General features: G+C 35.9%; 20 protein-coding genes, 1 tRNA gene and 2 rRNA genes (1 of these 23 only partly in view). 6 read left to right on the forward strand and 17 right to left on the reverse strand.

Going from position 1 to position 24,260, the window contains the following annotated elements:
* The first annotated feature begins 38 nt into the window (after positions 1–38).
* Positions 39–1,628 carry a bifunctional diguanylate cyclase/phosphohydrolase gene (locus Bccel_RS11450; protein ID WP_036941618.1) on the forward strand — a complete coding sequence of 530 codons (1,590 nt, stop codon included), beginning with the start codon at positions 39–41 and terminating at the stop codon, positions 1,626–1,628.
* 15 nt (positions 1,629–1,643) lie between these two features.
* On the opposite strand, the gene Bccel_RS11455 is transcribed toward Bccel_RS11450, so the two are convergent.
* Together Bccel_RS11455 and Bccel_RS11460 are read right to left on the reverse strand one after the other, a co-directional pair.
* Positions 1,644–2,246 (reverse strand): YdcF family protein, encoded by a 603-nt coding sequence (locus Bccel_RS11455; protein WP_036941615.1) that lies wholly within the window; start codon positions 2,244–2,246, stop codon positions 1,644–1,646.
* Entirely contained in the window at positions 2,233–3,189 is a 957-nt protein-coding gene (locus tag Bccel_RS11460; protein WP_036941612.1) for an alpha/beta hydrolase, read from the reverse strand. The genes Bccel_RS11455 and Bccel_RS11460 overlap by 14 nt, the downstream gene beginning before the upstream one ends.
* A 277-nt stretch (positions 3,190–3,466) precedes the next feature.
* On the opposite strand from Bccel_RS11460, the gene Bccel_RS11465 reads away from it, so the two are divergent.
* The 4 genes from Bccel_RS11465 (at position 3,467) to Bccel_RS11475 (ending at position 7,807) form a co-directional block, all read left to right on the forward strand.
* Positions 3,467–4,090: a radical SAM protein gene (locus tag Bccel_RS11465; protein WP_242857008.1), complete on the forward strand. Its 624-nt coding sequence runs from the start codon at positions 3,467–3,469 to the stop codon at positions 4,088–4,090.
* An 11-nt stretch (positions 4,091–4,101) separates the two neighbouring features.
* The gene (locus tag Bccel_RS31450; protein ID WP_242857009.1) at positions 4,102–4,392 is read left to right on the forward strand and encodes a radical SAM protein; all 291 of its coding nucleotides are present in this window, start codon (positions 4,102–4,104) and stop codon (positions 4,390–4,392) included.
* A gap of 145 nt (positions 4,393–4,537) precedes the next feature.
* On the forward strand, positions 4,538–4,933 hold the full coding sequence (locus Bccel_RS11470; protein WP_036941607.1) for a nucleoside triphosphate pyrophosphohydrolase family protein: 396 nt from the start codon (positions 4,538–4,540) through the stop codon (positions 4,931–4,933).
* A gap of 393 nt (positions 4,934–5,326) precedes the next feature.
* On the forward strand, positions 5,327–7,807 hold the full coding sequence (locus Bccel_RS11475) for a transglycosylase domain-containing protein (RefSeq protein ID WP_036941604.1): 2,481 nt from the start codon (positions 5,327–5,329) through the stop codon (positions 7,805–7,807).
* A gap of 108 nt (positions 7,808–7,915) precedes the next feature.
* Here the strand turns inward: Bccel_RS11475 and proB are convergent, their stop codons facing one another.
* The 4 genes from proB to Bccel_RS11495 all read right to left on the reverse strand — a co-directional run bounded on the left by proB (position 7,916) and on the right by Bccel_RS11495 (position 11,466).
* The gene (gene proB / locus Bccel_RS11480) at positions 7,916–8,743 is read right to left on the reverse strand and encodes a glutamate 5-kinase (RefSeq protein ID WP_036941600.1); all 828 of its coding nucleotides are present in this window, start codon (positions 8,741–8,743) and stop codon (positions 7,916–7,918) included.
* A 362-nt stretch (positions 8,744–9,105) separates the two neighbouring features.
* On the reverse strand, positions 9,106–9,783 hold the full coding sequence (locus Bccel_RS11485; protein WP_050753392.1) for a phosphatase PAP2 family protein: 678 nt from the start codon (positions 9,781–9,783) through the stop codon (positions 9,106–9,108).
* A gap of 268 nt (positions 9,784–10,051) precedes the next feature.
* Positions 10,052–10,777, reverse strand: a complete 726-nt coding sequence (locus Bccel_RS11490; protein WP_050753393.1) for an MFS transporter — start codon at positions 10,775–10,777, stop codon at positions 10,052–10,054.
* Positions 10,774–11,466 (reverse strand): MFS transporter, encoded by a 693-nt coding sequence (locus Bccel_RS11495; protein WP_050753394.1) that lies wholly within the window; start codon positions 11,464–11,466, stop codon positions 10,774–10,776. The genes Bccel_RS11490 and Bccel_RS11495 overlap by 4 nt, the downstream gene beginning before the upstream one ends.
* A 383-nt stretch (positions 11,467–11,849) precedes the next feature.
* On the opposite strand from Bccel_RS11495, the gene Bccel_RS11500 reads away from it, so the two are divergent.
* Positions 11,850–12,233 carry a hypothetical protein gene (locus Bccel_RS11500; RefSeq protein WP_036941594.1) on the forward strand — a complete coding sequence of 128 codons (384 nt, stop codon included), beginning with the start codon at positions 11,850–11,852 and terminating at the stop codon, positions 12,231–12,233.
* Between the two features lie 90 nt (positions 12,234–12,323).
* Here Bccel_RS11500 and Bccel_RS11505 read toward each other — a convergent pair whose 3' ends face one another.
* From Bccel_RS11505 to Bccel_RS11555, 11 genes are all read right to left on the reverse strand, one after another.
* Positions 12,324–13,508: a flavodoxin domain-containing protein gene (locus Bccel_RS11505; protein ID WP_036941592.1), complete on the reverse strand. Its 1,185-nt coding sequence runs from the start codon at positions 13,506–13,508 to the stop codon at positions 12,324–12,326.
* A gap of 111 nt (positions 13,509–13,619) precedes the next feature.
* Entirely contained in the window at positions 13,620–14,453 is an 834-nt protein-coding gene (locus tag Bccel_RS11510; protein WP_050753395.1) for a diguanylate cyclase, read from the reverse strand.
* 292 nt (positions 14,454–14,745) lie between these two features.
* The gene (locus Bccel_RS11515; RefSeq protein WP_036941589.1) at positions 14,746–17,187 is read right to left on the reverse strand and encodes a Lon protease family protein; all 2,442 of its coding nucleotides are present in this window, start codon (positions 17,185–17,187) and stop codon (positions 14,746–14,748) included.
* A gap of 88 nt (positions 17,188–17,275) precedes the next feature.
* The gene (gene rimI / locus Bccel_RS11520) at positions 17,276–17,773 is read right to left on the reverse strand and encodes a ribosomal protein S18-alanine N-acetyltransferase (protein WP_050753396.1); all 498 of its coding nucleotides are present in this window, start codon (positions 17,771–17,773) and stop codon (positions 17,276–17,278) included.
* Complete coding sequence (gene tsaB, locus Bccel_RS11525) at positions 17,739–18,455, reverse strand: tRNA (adenosine(37)-N6)-threonylcarbamoyltransferase complex dimerization subunit type 1 TsaB (protein WP_036941584.1); 717 nt, start codon at positions 18,453–18,455, stop codon at positions 17,739–17,741. Before tsaB ends, rimI begins: the two co-directional genes overlap by 35 nt.
* Positions 18,456–18,480: 25 nt before the next feature.
* On the reverse strand, positions 18,481–18,936 hold the full coding sequence (gene tsaE / locus Bccel_RS11530; protein WP_036941581.1) for a tRNA (adenosine(37)-N6)-threonylcarbamoyltransferase complex ATPase subunit type 1 TsaE: 456 nt from the start codon (positions 18,934–18,936) through the stop codon (positions 18,481–18,483).
* On the reverse strand, positions 18,923–20,128 hold the full coding sequence (locus Bccel_RS11535) for an amidohydrolase (RefSeq protein WP_036941578.1): 1,206 nt from the start codon (positions 20,126–20,128) through the stop codon (positions 18,923–18,925). The genes tsaE and Bccel_RS11535 overlap by 14 nt, the downstream gene beginning before the upstream one ends.
* A 353-nt stretch (positions 20,129–20,481) precedes the next feature.
* Positions 20,482–21,747 (reverse strand): putative glycoside hydrolase, encoded by a 1,266-nt coding sequence (locus Bccel_RS11540; protein ID WP_050753397.1) that lies wholly within the window; start codon positions 21,745–21,747, stop codon positions 20,482–20,484.
* A gap of 388 nt (positions 21,748–22,135) precedes the next feature.
* Positions 22,136–22,208, reverse strand: a tRNA-Asn gene (locus Bccel_RS11545).
* A gap of 6 nt (positions 22,209–22,214) precedes the next feature.
* Positions 22,215–22,331: ribosomal RNA gene (rrf, locus tag Bccel_RS11550) — 5S ribosomal RNA — on the reverse strand.
* A gap of 246 nt (positions 22,332–22,577) precedes the next feature.
* A 23S ribosomal RNA gene (locus tag Bccel_RS11555) occupies positions 22,578–24,260 on the reverse strand (it continues 1,364 nt past the right edge of the window).

Here is a 24,260-nt window from a genome sequence, read left to right on the forward strand (position 1 = left end):
CATAAATTGATTTCAATTCGTTACTCGGGAGGTTAGTCTTGTACAGGTTTATTCTTAATTCCAAAATTCTATCAGATATCTGCAAACACAAGATGGATATATTCTTTATATTTTTATCATTGTATTTAGCCATTAAACCGATTTTTTGGAGCGGAAGGATATTGTTCCTGACATTGACATTGCCTTTTGGTATTTTAATTTTTTCCAGTAAGTACTGGAACTTATGTACAAGATACAAACCGGTTAAATACATTTTAGCCTTTTTTGCATTTATCATTTATGTTATTAACATAAATATATTTAAGTTTGATATAAATTATTTTAGAGGCGTTATTACCGATTCGGTTTCTCTATCAATAATTTACTCAATATTACTTACAGATGTGGTATCGGTAGTATTTTTAAGCCTTATTCTATTTTTCCAAATAGATTACATGAAGGAATTCCGTCCAGCCGAACAAGTTTCGGGAATCAGACAGGGAATTCTTTTTTCTGCCATATACATAACTGTCATCGCAAGACTATTCCGTTACCTTATATCTGAAAGAGACAAGTTTCGTTTACTTAGTATTTCTGACTCACTTACACCTACTGCAACAATGTCCCATGCTATTGAAACAGGTCAAAAGTGGCTATTCCATGGTTCAAGCGTAATACTTCTTATAATTGATACCGACCGTTTTAAGCAGATTAACAATACATATGGTTACTCAGCAGGCAACAAGATACTCATTCAGGTAGCACAAGTTTTAAAGGTTGAAACCCAGGAATATGAGAGTATCATAGGAAGGATGGGCGGAAACGAGTTTATTGTGCTTATAAAAGACGCTAATATACTCCCCGGTCTTCTTAGCCGCAGGATTTACAATACTCTAAAAAATAAACTTTTTATACTCGATCCTGAAATAGATCCAATAAGGCTCTCTTTTGCAATCGGGGAATCACATTCACACAATGACAGGAATACAAGTATTGAAAGGCTTCTTAATAATGCAGACAAAAATATGTTTATGAATAAGTTCAAAAATATAAGAGGCAGCATCTACACAAAGCAAGAGCCTCCAATTTTAACAGATGCTGGTTATGACTTTTTAAATGTACTAGCTGAAAAGGATATGTACACCTTCGTTCATTCCGGATATACTGCATATTATGCGTCAGTACTTGCTATTGAGCTTAACCTTCCTTCTCAAACAGTTGGTGACATATATACGTCAGGATGGCTCCATGATATTGGAAAGACACTTATATCCAGTGATATAATAAGAAAATCAAGCAAGTTGACAGATAAAGAATATTCTGTCATGAAAAACCATGTTGATTATGGTATAAGTATACTTAATCATTTGAACCTGCCAGAAACAATAATGAATGGTGTAAAACATCATCATGAGTACTGGAATGGCACCGGTTACCCAGGGAATTTATCGGGTGACAATATACCCCTTGAAGGGCGTATTGTCCAAATCGCCGACTCATACTCTGCAATGATTGTTAAAAGGGTATATAGAGATACACTGTCACATGAAGAGGCTTTAGCTGAGCTAAAAGCTAAAAGCGGCACACAATTCGACCCCAAGCTGGTGTCATTGTTTGTGAAGAAGTTGGAAGCTCAAGAAGCATCATAGATTATTAAAACAAAATCACCTGGGATTTTGCAACCTTTCTTTTTCGTACAATGACTTTATTTCCTCGTTAAAGTACTTACCTATCTTAACGACTTCCGTCATTACCGTTTTAATACCTGAATCAGTTAGAAACCAGTTCTGCTTGTTAATCTTCTTGTAATCCTCAACTGTTGAAATACAAAATTCAATGTTTGTCGGGAATCGTGCCTGATATGTCAAAAGAGCTCTTCTTGAGTGATAAGCCTTGCAAACCAATATGCACCTTTTAGGTTTTAAGCCCCTTTGTTCTATTATTTTCCACGAAAAAACAGCATTTTCAAAAGTATTCCCAGCTTCACTCTCAAGTATAACAGCCTCGCTGCATATCCCATTTGAAACAGCAGAATTCATTAAAAATTCACTCTCTGAAGCATAATCAGGTATTATAGGGTTAAAGCCACCAGATATTAATACAAACGGTGCCAGGCCTTCATTATAAAGCTCTGCAGCTCTTACAGCCAGTTCCATACAATCACTTCCAGGAACCAGTATTATATCCGAAGGGTATAATATTTTGGATTCAGCAAATATAAAGTCGCTGATACATTGAAATGAATAGTCGGGTCTATTTTTTTCCATATAGTTTCCCCAGAAACTCATATATATTTTTCATATACACTTTGGTATCCTTCTCGTAGCTGCCAAGATGTTTAGCTCCGTCAACCTTCCAGAAGATTATATTATCCTTGTTTATTCCAACGTATGCATTATAAATCTCTTCACTATTCCTAATTGGTATGGCATCATCCTCCTTACCATGAATAAGCATTACAGGTCTTGGTGCCACACTTTCAATATCTTTTTTCGGTGTCATCTGTTTTGGATCCAAATTCGCCATCAATTTCAACATAAGAAGAATGGTGTTGTTGAAAGGAAACTTAGGCAGAGAACTCCAAACGCTTAAATTCTCCCTAAGATATGTATCGAGGTCAGCAAAAGGTGCATCTGCTATTACGGCTTCTACATCAGGACTTTCAGCAGCCGTATGTATTGCTGTTGAAGCACCCATGGAAAATCCCATAAGCACAATATGCTTTCCTCCAGTGGATTTCACATATTTTATGGCACCAAGCAAATCATCCTTTTCATTAATTCCTATGGTTGTCTTATCCCCGCCTGAGATGCCGCTATTCCTGAAATCAAATGTCAATACGCTGAAACCTTTAGATTGCAATCCACTTATCATATCAAGGGTTTTTTCATTAAACTGAAGCCTGTTATTTGTATATCCATGAGCCATGATAATTGTCTTGTCACTGCCCTTTGCTTTAAAATACCAGCCCTTTAATGTTATAGCCTTATTGATATCCTTAAATTGGACATCCTCATATTCAATAACTATATTAGATGAAAACTTCGGTAAGTCCCTCCTTTCAGGATGTATCAAAGACCATCCCACATAAGCTGAGATACTGAAAACCCCTATCAAAATCAAAAATATCAATATAATCACTGATACAATTATAGTCCTTCTAAGCTTTACGTTTTTTTTATTTGCATATGTAATACCGCTAATATTCATGATTCGCTCCTTATTTAGGAATGATTGAATAATTACAGAAACAGGTTAAAAAATCCCGGATTTCGTATAAACTGCAAAAAATGATAAAATATACTGCTTGACTCCTGTTATCTTTAGTCATATTATAATTTTATTTGATAATATTGTAAAGTATATATGTTACGAAAAAGATTTTACTCTATATTAAAAATGTAAAATGATTATTGCAAAACATATAGAATGTAAAATATTGACCAATAACAAAACCCCAAAATCAAATTGAAAAAGGAGGTGCCTTATGGAATATAACTATTCATCTTGTACTATGTGTCCTCGAACATGCATGGTTGATAGAACCAAATCATCCGGAAAATGCAATGCCGGCTCCCATGTTAAAATTGCAAAAGCATTTCTCCATAAATGGGAAGAGCCTTGTATAAGCGGCGTAAATGGTTCAGGCACCATTTTTTTCTCAGGCTGTAATCTTAAGTGCGTTTTTTGTCAAAACTATAAAATCAGCCAGGAGAACTTTGGTAAGGTAATATCTACCGAAGACCTTGAAAGAATAATTTTAGACCTTCAGCAAAAAGGTGCCCATAACATAAACTTTGTGAGCCCTTCACACTATATTTATACAATAGCAGAATGCATAAAAAATCTTGGAAAAAGCTTAAAAATACCTATTGTTTACAATACCAACGGCTATGACAGCATTGGAAGCTTAAAGCAGCTTGAAGGCCTTGTAAGTATTTACCTGCCTGACATAAAATACTTTAGGAACGAATCTTCTATGAAGTATTCCAATGCAAAAGACTATTTTAACATAGCCACAAATGCAGTTATAGAGATGTATCGTCAAACAGGTAAAGCAGTATTTAATGATGATGGGATGATACAAAAAGGGTTGTTATTCGGCATCTAGTTCTCCCCGGCATGACAGGAGAATCAATCAAAATACTGGACTTTATAAAAGCAAATCTTCCCTCAGACGATATTGTAGTAAGCATTATGAGCCAGTATACTCCATTTTATAACTCCCATTTGCATCCTGAAATTGATAGAAGGATAATTAGAAAAGAATATGAACGAGTTTTAAATCATTTTATTAAACTTGACTTTTCCAACGGCTATATACAGGAAAGAGACTCAGCTGATTCCAAGTATGTACCTGATTTTGACCTAGAGGGTATATTATCCATTTCCATTGACAAAGGCCCAATATAGGAATTATAATTTAAGTGAGTGCGGAAGTTAAATATTTTTTATTACTAATCGCATTTTCCATATTAAAATGTTAATCCAGTATAAAGTTCCAAAATATCTTTTCTAAAAAATTATATACTATTCTTAATCAAAGGAGTGATATATATTGAAAGACATGTTGATGGACGAGTTTCAATATACAGTTTCAGACCTTCTTGTTAGAAATAAAAGTATTATTGACCAAATAACAAAGTTTCAGGATACAAATGCACGTATTAATAGAACAATAGTTAAGGCCGTTACTCAATGCGGTTGTATTAAAATCCATGCAAAAAAACAAAACCATAAAACCGATGGAGATATTGAAGAACTGAAAAAACTTATGAAATCCCATCTAGAAGGAAAATTATGTGATAGCTGCAGGGACATTATAGAAAAAGAAGTAGGAAGAAATCTTTTTTACCTTACATCCATATGCAATACGCTTGATCTCAACTTATACGATATCATAATAAAAGAGCTTGGAAGATTAAAAATACTGGGTAATTATAATTTGAGATAATACAGTTCTAGTGTAAAAATTAATATACATATTCTTTTAAGCAATCTGATTGCCCTTCATACAGTCAAACATACCATATTCTGCCGGTTTGCCCTGATGACACCGGCATTTTTGCATGGATAAGTTTAGGATTTTAGAGACGCTGTAAATTCCACACATAAATATAATTGTTTATTACAAAACATATAATAAATAATGCAGTTATTGGCAAAAATATATTTATACTACATTAGTGCAAAAATTATGTTTTTTGACTAACACCACAGTACATTAATTTTTTAGCAAATGTATTTTTTTTATGTTATAATAATTTAGGATTAAAAGCACATTGCTGTTTTTAATCATTTTAATATTTATAAACTATTTTAGTTTTATTAAGCTTAGGAGGGTAACATGGATCCGAAAACAAAAGCCGTTACGGGTTCTTCTACAAGAACTAAAAAACGGCATGGTCAGTTATTTATATTTATAACTACAGTTTTAAAAATTTTATTTATTTCCTTATTATTGGTCTCATTTGCTGCTGCTGGAATTTTAGGAGGTCTGATCTTCGGTTATATAAAAACTACAACACCAATAAAGCCTGAACAATTAGATCTTAAAAATATTACTTCTTTTGTGTATGATTCAAAAGGTAATGAGATTATGCAGTTAAAAGGTGAACAAAATAGAATATTGGTTGAACATGACAGCATACCTGACAATTTGAGAAATGCTTTAATATCTATTGAAGACAAACGTTTTTATGATCATAAGGGAATAGATCTTATTCGTATATCAAGTGCCGTTTTCAATTTCTTGAAACCCGGTGGAAATATGCATGGGGGAAGTACCATCACCCAGCAGCTTGTTAAGAATATTACAGGTGATACAAGAAGGACCTTAAAGCGAAAAGTTCAGGAACAATATATGGCAATTCAATTGGAAAAGCATCTTTCAAAAGAAAAGATACTGGACCTTTACATGAACCTTATATACATGGGTGGTAATTACTATGGAGTTGAAACTGCATCTCAGGTTTATTTCGGAAAGAGTGTCAAGGATCTCACTCTGGCACAGTGTGCAAGCCTTGCTGGAATAACTAATCTTCCAGGAATTTACGCACCTGTATCTGAAAAAAATATAAAAAAGAACATTGAACGTCAAAAAAACATTCTGTTCGAGATGAAAAGGTCGGGTAGCATAACTGAGCAGCAGTATCAGCAGGCATTAAAAGAAGACTTGAAATTTGTTGCGTCTGACAAAAATAAGATTAAAACGGTCAAAACACAAAGCTTTTTTGTAGATCAGGTAATTATCGATGTCAAAAAAGACCTTATAGCCTCAGGCATGTCGCCCCAATTAGCAGACAAGACAATTTACAGCAACGGTATCAAAATTTACTCTACTATGGACCCTGATATTCAAAAGGGCATGGATGAAGTGTTTACAAACGACAAATACTTTCCGATAATAAAAAGAAACCTGCAGCATCCGCAAGCTGCCATGGTTATAATGGATCCTTCCACAGGTCAGGTTAAGGCCCTTTATGGCGGTTATGGCCAGAAGACAGGCGACCTTATATTAAACAGGGCTACTCAGATACAAAGGCAGCCTGGTTCCACATTCAAGCCTATAGCTGATTACGCCCCGGCAATTGATATGAAATTGATAACCGCAGCATCAGTTTTTGACGATGCACCATCTTACCTAAACCCTGCAAGTAAAAGTCCGTACCCTACCAACTATACTAAAGGGTATTATTCCGGGCTCACTACAATCCATACAGCATTGTATCAATCCATAAATGTCGTCGCTGCAAAAACATGGCTCAAACTTGGATCTTCTTTATCTTTAAAGTATCTTGCAAGGAATGGAATAAATCTAAATAAAGAAAATGACGGTAATTTATCCATAGCTATGGGAGGACTTCATGAGGGAGTAAATACACTTAAGATGGCAGCTGCATATGTTCCTTTTGTTAATGATGGTGTTTACAGGGACCCTATAACCTATACCAAAGTATTGGATAAAGACGGTAATGTTCTTCTTGAGAAAAAGTCAAAGAGTACAATGGTTTATGATAATGAAGGTACTGCTTTCATCATGACCAGAATGATGCAAGACGTATGTAGAATAGGGACTGCATCAACAAAAGGGCTGGGCCTTATCCAGAAGGGTAAGATTGCCACAGCGGGTAAAACAGGAACTACGAGTGACAATAGGGATAAATGGTTTGTTGGATATACACCATATTATGTGGGTGCAACATGGTATGGCTATGATAAGAATTCAAAGCTGTCACCTGAAGAATACAACCAGGCACTTATTATCTGGCATGAGGTAATGGAAAAAGCTCATGCAAACCTTAAGCCAAAAGAATTTAAACAATCCACGGCTGTAATAAAAAGAACAGTTTGCAGATATTCCGGCAAAACCCCTTCCGACCTTTGTGCAAGAGACCCGAGAGGTAATGCCGTTATTGAAGAGTATTTCCTTCCAGGTACCGAGCCAAAAAGCGGAGATACTTGCGATGTGCACGTAACTAAACAGGTTTGTAAGGACAGCAAGGACGGTTTTGGCAGGAATAACCTTTTTGGACCTGGATGTCCTCAAAGCTCTCTTATAGAAAGTGTTTTTGTTCAGAGAAAAGTTCCATATAATAAGGCAAGAGCTGCAGATCCATATCCTAGTGACTGGAAGTATGAAGCACCTGTAAGCTACTGTACAATACATGGCGGTCCTCCGTCAAATAGTACTACCAATGAGCCCGTTAATACTACAGATACAAATTCAGGCGAGAACAATACAACTGATAATACCAATACCACAAATAATACTGATACCACTACTGATACAATAAATGCTATAGAGCAAAATCAGCCTCAGCAATAAAATAATTGAAAAGTCAATAATATAACAAGCACCGGTACTATAAACAGTCCCGGTGCTTTAATATTTGATTAAACGTTATAACAAATTAATTGTTTATTTGGTCGTTCCTCATAATGCAAGGATATCAGCTTTAAAAAGAGTACCTATTTCTGCTCCTTCAAGAACATCCATTATCAATTCCGGTTTTTGGCCATTGATAAGTACCATGTCGATGCCGGCGTTCATAGTGATTTTAGCTGCTTGAAGTTTTGTCACCATACCTCCGGTTCCTCTGCTTGTTCCTGCACCCCCAGCACATTTTTCCACCTCAGCATTGATCTTCTCAATAACCGAAATCAGCTTTGAGCTAGGATTTTCTTTAGGATCGGAGTCATAAAATCCATCAATATCAGACAGAATGATTAGTAGGTCTGCATTAACTAACTTTGCTACAATGGCTGATAATGTATCATTGTCACCAAATACCCTGTGCTTTCCTGATTCTATCTCATCAACCGCTACTGAGTCATTTTCATTAACTACAGGCAATATACCCATTTCAATCAATGTATCAAACGTGTTAATAACATGCTTTCTTCCAGATTCATTCTCAACTACATCACGGGTAAGAAGTATTTGACCTACAACATGGCTATAGTCCGAAAAAAATCGGCTGTAAATCTGCATCAGCTCACTCTGCCCGACTGCAGCAACGGCTTGCTTTTCCCTTACTGATTTCGGCTTCCCTGGAAGTTTCAGCTTTCCGACCCCAACACCAATTGCTCCAGATGTGACCAGAACAATTTCTTTTTCCTGATTCATAAGATCTGAAATCACTCTTGCCAGCTTGTCTATTCTCGAAAAATTAACTTTTCCATTATTGTATGTTAAAGTAGATGTTCCAACCTTAACAACAACCCTCTTGGCATGTTTGACACTCTCACGTATACCTTCCATTTTTTCCCCTTCTTCTTTAGACCTTTCAAAAAATACGTTATACAAGTATTTATTTATAATATCATTGGTTAAGCTTTTTGAAATGCCTGTTAATCAGTTAATTATTTATTAATACTTCAAGTAAAATTATTATTCTTTCTATTTAAATTTAGTATTAAAATTCTGTAAATCTCACTAAATAATATTTAATAATACAAGGCAGTAACCCACTGCAAAACCTGCTAAAAAAATATAAGTATATAGCAGCATCCATTTGATGGTTAATATTTTACTTTTACTCATACAATAGCCTCACCTAGAATATATTAGTTTCTAAGTAAGATTTTGTACAAAAATAGCAATATTATTCATTAAAATTAAATCTATTTTACATAATATTTTTTTGCAAAACCGGGAACTAATAAATACGCCATCCTTTTAAAGGATTGCGTGTTCCATATATAATCTGATGTAAACAATACATACATTGATACACCTATTATTGAAGATGCGACTGCATCAAGTACATAATGCTGCTTTACAAACAATGTAGATAAAGTAATAAGCACAAATGCAATAACAGAAAAATATTTAACCGCAGCTTTTTTAGCGTAATTAAACAAATACATGGATGCCAGCAAGGCATTCAATACATGTACGCTTGGAAAACAGTTAAAAGGATTATCGCTTGCATAGGTAAGCCTTACCAAGTATGAAAAAATATCATTTCCCATTACATCGGGCCTGGGTACTGTCGTGGGATAAAAATAGTATATTATATGACAAATGAAATTTCCCAGGATTATGCTAAAAAGCAGCCTGAAATAATTTTTTCTGTCGACAAAAGCAAAATAAACCAATACAGACACAAAATAAAAGAACCACAAAAGATAAGGTATAATAAAAATCTTCTCAAATGGAATAATGAGATCTAAATGGGTTCTTAATATATGAACATTGCCTCTATAATTGTTTAATGCTGTATGAATTATGTTTATCAACGGAAGAGTAACCAGAAATAAAATTCTGAATATTATGGAGCTCATTTTGCTATTATTCATTTTATCACCTATATAAGTTTATTGTATAAACATAAACATTATACTACAAATAATCTAAAAGTGTAACTATATATTTTATTTTATAAATTTAGCATTATATATAATTCCTCCAAGAAATTTCGTTTTTTAACAAAACATTTTAAGAAATTAAGCCTTGAATTCCCATCGTGGGGGCCAATAGATCTATGCTGCTTGGCTGCTGTATGCTTAAAAATAGTATAATAACTCCACATAACTTTTGCAGCTTTTTTTGTATAAAAACATAAAATTAGGACTTGGGTTTCTTTAAAGATATCCTAACAACACTTAATAAAAGTGCTGCAATGCATGCACATGCGGCAAATATAAAAACAACACGAAATCCCATTAGAAATACAGCGGAGTTAAAATCAGCCTTTTGTCCAGTAAACTTACTAATGTTGATTTTTGTGGTAAATGAAAAAAGAAGAACTGAAATCGTAGTTCCTGAAACCATTCCCAGATTTCTAAAAAGTGCATTTATTCCACCTGCAGATCCAAGCTCGTTTTTAGGAACACTTCCCATAACACTGCTGTTATTTGGCGATTGAAATATTGCCGAGCCTATGCCTAAAAGAGCCATAAACAAAATAATTTCGACCATTGAAGTGCTGGTACCAAATGTTGATATGGTAAACAGCACAACTACATTAATTATGAGGCCTATAACAGTTAGAGGCCTATAACTTATTTTATCGGACAGCCAGCCGCTAAATGGGGAGATTACAGCCGTCATTAGTGGGTATGCAGACATTAGAAGGCCAGCTTTCAAAGTGGTGAATTTCAAAATATACACAAAATAGAAAGGTATAAAGTATAAAGTCGTATTTAGTGAAACAAACGATAGGAATCCTGTACTTATTCCCAATAAAAATATCTTTATCTTAAAAAGGCCAAAATTGAGAAGCGGATAGCTTACCCTTCTCTCATGTACTATAAACGCTGTCATTAAAACCAGTGCGGCAATAAGCATCATTGCAAATACTGTGTTGGATACCTTTTGATCCTGTAAAAACAAAAAGCCATAAAAAGCAATAATATAGAACCGGCAAAAAGAAATGCACCTATAACATCAAAGCTTTTATTTTCCGGCTCCTCTTTAATCTCAGGTATGAGAAGATATGTACACAATATTCCAATTACACCGATAGGTATATTTACAAGGAAAATTGAATGCCATCCAAAAGCTTTAACCAGTATACCTCCTAATGTAGGTCCCGTAAGGCTGCCGATAGCAACAGAAGTACCAGTAATCCCAAAAGCTTTTCCTCTTTCACCCGGAGGAAAAATAGATGTTACAATGCCCTGGCTAAGTGCCATCATAGATGAAGCCCCAATTGCCTGAATTACTCTTGAAATAACCAGCATTAAAAGGCTGTTTGAAAATCCGCAAAGTCCTGATCCAACAGAAAATATAATGAACCCCATCATAAATATTTTCTTTTTTCCATAAATATCAGCCAATTTACCCCAAACCAGAAGCAATACAGATATTGCTAATAAATAGGCGTTTACCACCCACTGAATTGAACTGATACTGCTTGATAACTTTTCAGCCATAGTTGGAAGTGCAATATTTACTATACTTCCATCCAATGTTGCCATAAATATAGATATTGAAATATTAATTAAAATCAACCATTTTCTAAGTCTTGTAAGTTGCATTTACCCTACTTCCTTTATCAAGTATAATTTTTTTGCGGTTATATATTTTGTCCAATTAAAGAATTTAAATTCTATAATTCTATAAGTAATGGCTAATAAAATAACATCCGATTTTCATCATCTCAAAACCCTTTAAACCATCGGGATTTTGTCTTTGACAATGGGAAGTTATTTCTAAAAAACACTAGTCAACTGGAAATTTCAGAAATATTGATTTTACTGCTCTTGGCGAAAAATTTGACCAAAGAAATTTTTGAAATTTCCTAACATATATCACACATAATTAATATTTAACATAAAATAACACTGTAGAATCAAAATTAAATATGTCATTTTTTGATCATGACTAAGGTTTGCTATTATGTTGACATGAGGTATAAATTATGGATAGGAAAAGATCACTAGAAAATTTATCTAACGGTTTGAATGCTGCAAAAAAGCTTCTTGATCTGAAAAACGCTTCTTTGCAAGTAGATTTAAACTCCGAAGTAAAACCCAACCAAATTGACACCTTTTATCAAATGCTAGACACAGTTGCCAGTTACTCACCACCAAAATATAAAAAGGTACTAAACGAATCAATTGCAATTAGCAACAATTACCGAAGTACATACAGAAATCTAAAACAGCATTTAAACAATAATAATAGAGGACCAAACTCCAGTGAAATAATAAAAACATTAGAGATAGTAAAGCCCATTCTTCCAAACAACCATAAGGCAATGGTAGAGAAGCTCCAGCAAATATACAAGATAATTTACTCCTAAAACAGTTTAATAAGGAAGTCCATCTTTGACTTCCTTATTATCCCTAATATTCTAATGAATATTAAAAACGTGACAATATTACAGGAAACTTTATCCCATATGCTTTGCAAAATTATCACCAAATTCGATTGCCTTCTTGATATCATCTTCTGTAGGCTGGTATTCAACCTTTATTGGCTCTAGAACCACTTTTACACCTGCATCTTGCAGAGCTTTTGTAATGATCTTGGGAGATTCACCGCTCCAACCATAGCTGCCAAATCCAGCACCGATTTTGCCTTTATATTTGTGTGCCTTTATTTCCTCTAACATAGCTGCTATAGAAGACAAAACAGTATTATTAACGGTACAGCTTCCAACAATAACACCCTTTGCCTTAAATATTTCTGTTATAAGATCACTGCCATCAGATATAGCTGAGTTAAACAATTTGTACTTTATATTATTTCTGCTAAGACCTTCCCCTATAGCTTCAGCCATCTTCTTTGTAGCATCATACATTGTATCATATATAATGACAACTGAATTTTCATGATATTCATTCGCCCACTCATAATATTTGTCAATAATTTGAACAGGATTATCTCTCCATAAAACACCATGGCTTGGTGCAATAACGTCAATGGGTAGATTCAAAGCTCTGACCTCTTCAACTTTTTTCTTAATAAGCCCGCTCATAGGTGTAAGTATATTTGCATAATATTTAATAGCTTCCTGATAAAGCTCGCAATTATCCACTTCATCATTATAAAGTCCTGCAGCCGAATAGTGCTGGCCAAATGCATCATTGGAGAAAACCAGATTTGCTCCCTTTACATAAGTCATCATGCTGTCAGGCCAATGTATCATTCTCATTTCAACAAATACAAGATCATACTCTCCTATATTTACAGTATCGCCTGTCTTAACTATATTAAAATTCCAATCCTTGTGAAAATGCTTCTTCAATATGTCCGCCCCATGCTTGGTGCAATAGATTGGAATATCAGGTTTCTTTGACATAATATGACCCAGACATCCTGCATGATCGGGTTCGGAGTGGTTTATAACGATCATATCAATATTTTCTATGCCGCCTATATCCTTTTCCAATATAGCATCAAATTCATCCTTATGAGGGTACCAAACAGTATCTATAAGAACATTTTTCTTATCCTTGATAAAGTACGAGTTATATGATGAGCCTCTATGAGTTGACAATTCATGTCCATGGAATTCTCTAAGCTCCCAATCCTTTAAACCTAACCAGTATATGTTTTTCTTAATTTCCTGCATTTATATTCTCCTCCCGTTAATATCAATTATTTATTTTAATAGTTACTATATTTATAATCCAATAATCCATTTTTATATTGTATACCCAAAACGCTTAAAAATAAACACTTATTATATTACCTCAAAAATCACTTTGTTCTTACCGTTTTTCTTTACTTTGTACATCAGCTCATCTGCTTTCTTTACAGCCTCATCCAATGTCTCGGGAGCATTATTGAAAATAACAACCCCTATGCTAAATGTAACAGGCCAATTCTTATTCTGTACATTAGCCTGAAGGTTTTTCCTAACTCTTTCTATAACAGTCTTAACAGCTTCCTGCCCAGTTTCAGACAGCATTATTGCAAATTCATCTCCGCCTAATCTTGCCGCCAAATCTGTCATTCTTACATTATCCACAATCGTAGCTGCAATCACCTTAAGAAGTTCATCACCCGTCTGATGACCATAGGTATCATTGATCTGCTTAAAATTGTCACAATCGATATATGCTACAGATATGGGTCTTAGATATCTTCTGCATTTGTCAACTTCCCTTGCACCATAATCATAAAACCCCTTAAGATTGTATATGTCTGTCAGAAAATCAATCCTTGCCAGATTTTTTTCTCTAATCAAAGTTTTCTTCAGCCTTGATAGAATTATAACTACTATAGTAAAAAACGCCAAAAACATTATTGCATTCCAAATATCTACAATGCCATAATTTTGAGATTTTTTATTTATCAAATCTGAAGCAAGATAGGCACCTGCACTAATATCTGCTGCTACAATTCCCGGTATTTCTCCAATGTACCACGTGACAATACATATGGGTATAAGATAAAGTATAGTAACATTGACCTCATTCCCCGTGATAAAGTCAAATAATCCTACTATTGCAACCAAAATAAAGTTAATAATACCCAGAAACATTTTATTCTCTGTCATCTTTCTGATGTTCATAATGAAAACCCGATTAATTATTATAATTGTGTTTATTGATTAAGCTTTTTAGAATTATTATATCCCATAATAAGTTCAGCTATATTTTAACATATAAATTAGAAAATTGCTGTATTACTTAATTTTTTTTAAAAATTTTTAACAAAGTCATTTATATTTAATATCAAATATGATACCATAATTCCTAAAAACAAAAGCCCTTCACCTGAAATTCTCAAGTTTAGGGCTTGCATTTATTGATTTGACTATACACCTAGTAATGTTAATAATTAATATTTCAGTCGCTCTTAAATCAGCTTTCCTTCACTTTTCTTGATGCACCGCTTTTTTTAACTTCTTCTTTTCCAAAGTTCGCAGCTTTAAAAGCATATTTTTTAAGTTTTTCATAAACCATATAATTTATAGTTCCCTTTGCATACTCACCTTTGCTGTCCTTTTTTCCTGCACTAACACCAGTCAAAATTTCTATGCCCTGATCAATATACTTTACCGGATATATGTGAAACTTATTCTTTTTTACAGCTTCAATAATATCATCATTTAATACAAGGTTTCTTACATTCTGGTGAGGTATTATAACACCCTGCTTGCCTGTCAGTCCACGCACCTTGCAAATCTCGAAAAAGCCCTCAATTTTGCTTGTAGCTCCTCCGATAGGTTGTATCTCACCTTTCTGATTTACAGAGCCTGTAACGGCAATTCCTTGGTTAATTGGCACCTCTGTCAGGCTAGAAAGTATGGCATAAAGCTCCGCACTTGAAGCACTATCACCATCAACCCCACTGTATAACTGTTCAAAACACAGGCTGGCTGTCAAAGAAAGAGGCATATCCTGAGCATATTTCTCACCTATATACGCACCTAATATGAGAACACCTTTTGAATGGGATGTGCCGCTCATGTCCACTTCACGTTCGATATTAACAATACCTCTTTCACCAATATATGTATTGGCAGTTATCCTGGACGGCTTTCCAAAATAGTAGTCACCCACATCGATGATGGATAAGCCGTTAATCTGTCCTATTACTTCACCACTGGTATCTATAAGTATTGTACCGTCTTTAACCATCTCCAAAAGCCGCTTATCATATCTGTTTGATCTGTATACCTTCTCACTATGAGCTTTTTTAACATGCTCAGATGTAACATATTCACTTTGCTCAATAGATGCCCAGGTAGAAGATTCGCATAAAATTTCTATTACATCATTTAATCTGGTGGTGAGCTTTAACTGATCCTCAGCCAACATGGAGCAATATTCAACAACTTTTGCAACTCCTGTCCTGTCAAAATGCAGTGATTTTTCCCTTTCACAGAAGCCCGCAATAAATTGTGCCAGCTTAGCTATATTTTCAGCATTTCTGTCCATAATATCATCAAAATCAACTTTGACCTTGAACAGCTTTTTAAAATCCTCATCATAGTCATATAGAGCCTGATACAAATGTTCACTACCTACCAAAATTATTTTAACGTTTAGAGGAATTGGTTCAGGCTTTATGGCTGATACAGCTACCAGGCCCATCTGCTCTTTAAGGTTTTCAATTATAATCTTTCTTTCTTTTATAACCCTCTTTAATGCTTCCCATGATTGAACATTATTCAGAACATCCCTTGCCTGCAGAACCAGATACCCGCCATTAGCCTGATGAAGTACCCCAGGCTTGATGAGTGTAAAATCTGTTGTCATTGTTCCAAACTCATTTTCATATTCAATTCTTCCTAGTAAATTGTAGTAGGTAGGGTTGGATTCCATAATTACTGGAGCACCGTTAAGCTCACTATTGTCAATTAAAAGATTAACCTTGTACTTGTCTATGGAAGATCCTATGCTTTTAGGCCAAGGAAAAAGAATCTGCTGTTGATCTTCAGGAACTTCTTCTTCCCTGAAATCATTCAAATTTATTAATATGTCTTCCTGAACTTCATCTAAATATGTACTGATCTTACAATAATCCTTATATTTTTCCTTTAAGTCGTTAATATGCATTCCTACAGCAAATAAGGCAATTTTATTTTCCCATTCACTGACTTTTTCTTCAGCTTCTTTTTCTATAGATTTTATCTTGCGGATTATCTCCATAGTTTCTATTTGCAAAACATTTGATTTTTCACTTATTTCATGCTTAATTCCTTCTTCAAGATCCCCATACTCCTGCTCGCTTATGGTTTTACCTTCAACTATAGGTAAAAAGTAAATGCCTGCATTGGTAGTCTTTACCTTGAACCCCTGTGCTTCAGCATCCTGATTTAGTTTCTCAAGCAGCTCATCCCTCTGATCCTGATACTCCTTAACAATATCATTTTTTTCTTTCTCATAGTCATCGCTTTCAAAGGTTTTAGCTATTTCTATCTTCATTGCTTTAATAAACTCATCCATATCCTTGCGGAATACCTTACCCAAGCCTGCCGGTAAATTTAATGCCATAGGCTGGTTTGATTTATTAAAGTTATATACATAACACCAGTCATCAGGTACTTTTTCTTTAAGTGCCATTTTCTTTATTTGGTTCATGGCAAAACTTGTTTTTCCTGTTCCAGTCAGGCCTGACATATATATGTTATAGCCTTTTAACCTGATGTTGAGTCCGAATTCCATCGACTTAACAGCTCTATCCTGACCAATTATACCATCTAGTGTTTGGAGTTCTGCAGTGCTGTTAAAATCAAACTGTCTCGGATCGCACTCATTTCTGAGTTTATCATAAGACAACCTTTCAAAGCCTGGCATGGAATTGCCCCCTTTGCGAATGTATTATCACAAATAAGCTGATTATTATAATTATATATTCAACTAGATTAGACAAAAATCCTTTTTTTTATTGTTTTTTTATGTTAAAGCTCATCTCATGTTTCCACATAATTATTGCATCTTCGCCATTATCTGCATAATATGATTTTCTGATTCCCTCATTAACAAAACCATACTTTTGGTATAATTTCAATGCAGATTCATTACTTTTTCTGACTTCCAGGGTCATCCTCAGTATGCCCTTTTTAATGGATTCTCCAATCATATGTTCTAAAATACTGCTGCCTACGCCTATTTTTCTAAACTCGGGATGGATAGCAATATTAGTGATGTGCCCCTCATCAAAAACCTGCCACATTCCGCCATATCCTATAGCCTTGCCCTCAAACATTCCTGCATAATAATATGCAAAAGAGTTTTTAGTTATTTCCTCAATAAATGCAGCCTTTGACCATGGTATGGAAAAACTTAAATTTTCCACGATCATAATATCATCAACATGTTCCAAAGCCATAGGAACAACCTTTATCTCACTCATGGGTTTTATCTCCGCATCTTCTGTCATATTCCTGCTCCGCTTGAGATTTTCTCAAATAAAACGGGACCATATCAACAGGATTTTCAAGCTTGCCCGCTTTAGCGGCTGTTAGTGCTAACTGTGCGACTGATGATGCCTTATTTAAAATAAGGTTATGAGGTGCAAAACTGCATTTTTCACCTAGCTCATTATGTAAATATTCCCTGTGTCTATCAACTCCATCGCCAACAAAGCATACTTTATTGCCTGTATTTACAAACATATGCATTAATTCTTCAATAGGTAATGCCATGTACTCTGATTCTTTCGATATCCCCTTATCAACAAATCTGTAAAGGGCAGTATATACCTGATTGTTCCTAGCATCCATTATAGGACATATTACAGCACTTCTATCCTGTGCATTGTATGCTAAAGCATCCAAAGTCGGAACACTTATCACAGGCTTTTCCAAAGCATAAGCCATGGCCTTTATACTTGTTACTCCAATCCTAAGACCTGTAAAAGAACCTGGTCCTACTGATGCAGCATAAATATCAATATCTTCAGGAGTAAGCCCCAAACTGTCCATAAGTTCTTTTATCATTGGCATAAGCTTTTGAGAATGAGTTTTTCTATTGTTTATAAAATATTCGCCCAAGAGCACTTCATCATCTATTATTGCCACAGCTGCGACAGTTGACGATGTATCTACCGCTAATACTTTCAAATTTATCTTCCTTTCAAAATCAGCATTACAGTCCTTTAATATTGTTATATCTACTTCCTATAAACTGAATATCTATTATTCTTATGTTAAAATCAGCGTTAATATCCTTTTTTATTTCAACCCATATATATTCAGAGGGAAGTATGTCCTTTATCATATCTGCCCACTCTATTACCACAACAGCGTCCTGCTCGAGGTATTCCTCAAACCCTATTTCAAACAAATCTTCTGGCTCACCTATTCTGTAAACATCAAAATGGAACATCGGTATCTGTCCCTGGTACTCATTTACAAACGTAAATGTTGGGCTTGTTATGTACCCGCTAACTCCAAGGGCTTCGGCAATTCCTTTTGTAAAGGCAGTTTTGCCGGTGCCCAGATCTCCTACCAGGCATACAACATCACCTGCTTTTAATAATTCCCCAAGTTTTCGTCCAAGTGCACAAGTTTCATCCTGTGATACAGTTTTAAAGCTTTTCATTCTTTTCCCTTTCATAAACCAGCTTACCATTTATAATTGTAATTAAGACTTTTGTCATTAGATCTAAAGGATTTCCATCAAAAATAACTATATCTGCGTCTTTACCCACAGCAAGACTTCCAACCCTGTCATCAATACCAGTAATTTTAGCAGCATTTATTGTTATTGACTGGAGTGCCTTTTTTCCGTCCATTCCCGCCTTGACAGCCATAGCAGCTGACAAGCTTAAATGCTGTATAGGTACACACGGGTGGTCGGTTGTTATTGCTACCTCTACTCCGGCATTTGATAATATTGCAGGCGATTTTATATTTTGATTCCTAAGTTCGATTTTAGATCTATCAGTCAGCAGAGGCCCTAAGCAAGCCTTTACACCTTCCTCTAAGAGAAGGTCCTTAATCATGTATCCCTCTGTGCAATGCTCTATCGTAATTCTAATATCAAATTCTTTTGCAATCCTTATGGCCGTTAAAATATCATCCGCTCTATGTGCATGAGCCTTTAATGGAACCTCCTTATTTATAAGTTTAAGTAAGGCCTCCATTTTAATATCAAATTCAGGTTTGTCATTTTCCTCCGGGTTATTACTATAATCATCCAACATCTTTTTATATTCTTTAGCTTTTGCCAAACTTTCACGCAGTAAAGCTGCAGTAGCCATTCTAGTCATTGGAGTCTGCCTCTTCTCATTGTAAACGGTTTTTGGGTTTTCCCCAAAGGCTGCCTTAAGTGCTACAGGCTCCTTTACTATCATCTCATCTACGCTTCTTCCATATGTTTTTAATGCTGCGAATTGGCCGCCTAAAACATTTGCACTTCCCGGACCTGTTACTACTGTAGTAACGCCTGCTTCTCTTGCCTCTATAAATGCCCTGTCCATATGGTAAACCCCATCAATTGCTCTTAAGTGAGGAGTTATAGGATCGGTCATCTCATTTCCATCATCACCTTCAAAGCCTACAGAATCTTCCCACATACCTACATGGCAATGTGCATCTATAAATCCAGGCAACGCATAATTATTTTGTGCATCTATAACAGTTTTAATTGAATAAGTCTCTTCAAGCTTTAATTCATTGAAATTATCCATTGACCCAATATCTATAATCTTTCCTTTTTCAACAAGGATATAACCACAATCAAAATCATTATTTTCCATTGTTATAATTCTGCTATTTTTGATTAGTAACATTCCTACCTCCAAAATATGATAATTGTAATTACTATTTAATATAGTGCTGTTTTTCTCTAATATTTTATTATATAGAAATACTTATTACAACGAAAATTTAAATTTGCTGTAAGAACAAGTCTCCTATATGAACAAAATTAAGAAGTAATTTTGCAGCCTTGATATTGTTGTGAGAACTGGTTTTGTAGAATACACCATAATCCCTTAAATATTGAAACAAGGTATGCTCCACAAGAAGCATACCTTGTCTTAAACATTTTAGAACAAAATCACGAAGTGCTTTCGCAATGTTGATGTCCTAAGAAATGGTTTTGTACAATACACCATATTTTCCTAGACATTAAAAAATCATTCTATTTCTTTTCAAATACATCCAAAGGATATTTATTAGCAGGATCCCATAGAATCCATTCAGTATAACCTGCATCATACACAGCCTTTATCTGCTGCTTTATTTGTTCAGTTCCATACTTTTGATAATAGCCTTTTCCAATCCATGGTGCAGTAAAAGCTTGTAAATAAGCTCTTATATTAACTTTTATGCTCGTTTTCTCTAATCTCTTTTTACCTGATAGAAGAGTCTGATATACAACATTATATGGCTCTAAATCCGGCTTAGTAAATTTAACTCCGTTTATTTCCTGACCTACTCCATTCTGCAATACTGTAGCATAGTGGGACGGATAGACCATAGGTGAAAGGTAATCAACATGTTGAGCTAGCTTTTCCCAGTTTTGGCCGATAATTTTGTCATCCGCTGTGGCAACTGCAGAAATTCCAAAAACGTCAGCTGATAATTCTATTCCCCTTTTTGTATGAATTTCTTCATACGATTTCTTTAGAAATTCAGCTATGGCATCTGATTTTGTATTTGGGTCAAAATTCTCCCCAAAATATATATCCTTTATTTTTCCATCATTACAAAATCTCACATAATCATACTGTATCCCATCAAATCCTAGATCTATTGCTTCAAGTGCTATCTTTATATTATAATCCCATGCTGCCTTGTTAAAAGGATTTACCCATAAATTACCCTCATTATCCCGCCAGAGACTTCCATCCTTTTTCTTAAATGCCAGTTCAGTGTGTTTTTTGGGCAGTATCGGATCTTTAAAGCAAACCAATCTGGCTATAACAAAAACATTTCCTGCATGAAGCTGTTCAATTACCTTTTTTACATCGTACTTTACTTCAATTGCACCGTTTTCAATAACTTCTTTCACATTTGATTTGTAGCTAAGTAAACCTTTATCATCCTTTATATCTATAACTACAGCATTTAATTCAGTGGTTTTTGCAAGCTCGACAACCTGCTTAATCCTATCAGGACTTCCAGCAGTCCATCCTGAGAAATAAACTGCTCTGAGTTTATCAGGTTTTGGAATATTTTTAGAATTTTTATCTGATGGAGTTGCAATTTGCGTTACCGTCGGTGCAGGACTTTGTGCAGGAGTCTGCACTGCTTTTCCATCACTGGTACCAGGCACCTTTGTATTCTGCATCTCTTTTACCGTTTTACCATTCTTGTCAGCACCAGTTGAACTGCAACCACTTATAAAAGAAAAAATAATAAATATACTTACAATCATCCATGCAGATTTATTGAATTTTGTCATATTAAGCCGCTCCATTCTTTATTTTCGGTTTTTATTTCACTTGCTTTCTATATTATACCAGAATTATTGCAAAAATATCATCAACTAAATTTAAATAAATATTATGTTTATGTTAAATCATTTTATAATAATTATGTATTGTACCTATGCTTAGTTATATTAAATGTGATAAATCTATTCCATTTGTCTGTTGCAAATCCTGTTGAACCGTTTGTTATTTTCTCTGTAAATGTAAGATTATTAACACTTTTAATATAAAACAAAATCGATTAAGATTTTTGCAAACTTTATTTTATTGTTGCCTTGAGAAATTGTGGTGCAGTGTAGGATACCATAATTTTCTGGACATTAAAAAACAAGAGAACCTTTTAGGTTCTCTTGTTTTCAGCTCCTCAAGTAGGACTCGAACCTACGACCCTGCGGTTAACAGCCGCATGCTCTACCGACTGAGCTATTGAGGAATATAAATCTGGCGACTACCTATTTTACCAAGACGCAACCGTCTAAGTATCGTCGGCACTAAGAAGCTTAACTGCCGTGTTCGGGATGGGAACGGGTGTGACCTTCTCGTAATCATCACCAGAAAATTTAATTGATAAGGCTTTTGCCTATCAACTTTTGACTATTTAATTATCGGGTCTTGAAATCCTTTATCCTAACTTCCGCTAATCTCGCTCATGTGTTGACTTAGTTTCGTCAACACCCGCTCGAATCGGAAGTAATGTCTAAATGATTTCTTATATACCCTCAAAACTATATAATGAAGTAATATTGACAAGAATTGATGATTTAACTATGATAAAGACTCTCTTTATAAATACCTGTTTTAATTGGTCAAGCCCTCGACCTATTAGTATCAGTCAGCTTAATGCATTACTGCACTTACACTCCTGACCTATCAACCATGTAGTCTACATGGGGTCTTACCCTTACGGTGGGATATCTCATCTTAGGGTGGGTTTCACGCTTAGATGCCTTCAGCGTTTATCCCTGCCGAACTTGGCTACCCAGCTGTGCCACTGGTGTGACAACTGGTGCACTAGAGGTTCGTCCATCCCGGTCCTCTCGTACTAAGGACAGATCCCTTCAAATATCCTGCGCCCGCGACAGATAGGGACCGAACTGTCTCACGACGTTCTGAACCCAGCTCGCGTACCGCTTTAATTGGCGAACAGCCAAACCCTTGGAACCTACTACAGCTCCAGGATGCGATGAGCCGACATCGAGGTGCCAAACCTCCCCGTCGATGTGGACTCTTGGGGGAGATAAGCCTGTTATCCCCAGGGTAGCTTTTATCCGTTGAGCGATGGCAATTCCACTTTCATACCACCGGATCACTAAGCCCTACTTTCGTACCTGCTCGACTTGTTTGTCTCGCAGTCAGGCTACCTTATGCCTTTGCACTCGATGCACGATTTCCAACCGTGCTGAGGTAACCTTTGGACGCCTCCGTTACCTTTTGGGAGGCGACCGCCCCAGTCAAACTGCCCACCTGACATTGTCCCAAGTCCGGATTACGGACTCTGGTTAGAGTTCCAGTACTCTTAGAGTGGTATCCCAACATTGGCTCCATAATGGCTAGCGCCACTACTTCCAAGCCTCCCACCTATCCTGTACAAAGAATACCGAAACCCAGTATCAGGCTACAGTAAAGCTCCATGGGGTCTTTCCGTCTAGTCGCGGGTAACTTGCATCTTCACAAGTACTACAATTTCGCCGGGTACGTTGTTGAGACAGTGCCCAAGTCATTACGCCATTCGTGCGGGTCAGAACTTACCTGACAAGGAATTTCGCTACCTTAGGACCGTTATAGTTACGGCCGCCGTTTACTGGGGCTTAAGTTCACTGCTTCGCCTTGCGACTTACAGATTCCCGTAACCTTCCAGCACCGGGCAGGCGTCAGCCCTATACTTCATCTTTCGATTTAGCAGAGACCTGTGTTTTTGATAAACAGTTGCTTGGGCCTATTCTCTGCGACCTCATTGCTGAGGCACCCCTTATTGCGAACTTACGGGGTCAATTTGCCGAGTTCCTTAACAACGCTTCTCCCGATCGTCTTAGGATTCTCTCCTCACCTACCTGTGTCGGTTTGCGGTACGGGTACCATCATCCTCGATAGTGGCTTTTCTCGTCAGCGTGGAATCTGTCACTTCGGTACTCTAATTTCCCTCCTCATAAGATATTCGAACCGTCTGGCGGATTTGCCTACCAAACTGTCTACCTTCTTTGAACGAGCTCTTCCAGTCACTCGCTTGACTTATCCTCCTGCGTCCCCACTTCTCTAATAGCGGCTAACGGTAGTACAGGAATTTCAACCTGTTGTCCATCGCCTACGCCTCTCGGCCTCAGCTTAGGTCCCGACTTACCCTGGGCGGACGAACCTTCCCCAGGAAACCTTAGGTTTTCGACGGTAAAGATTCTCACTTTACTCTCGCTACTTATTCCGGCATTCTCACTACTGCTTCGTCCACATGTCCTTACGATCATGCTTCAGCCTACAACAGTAAGCTCCC

Source organism: Pseudobacteroides cellulosolvens ATCC 35603 = DSM 2933, from assembly GCF_001262605.1.
GTDB lineage: Bacteria > Bacillota > Clostridia > Acetivibrionales > DSM-2933 > Pseudobacteroides > Pseudobacteroides cellulosolvens.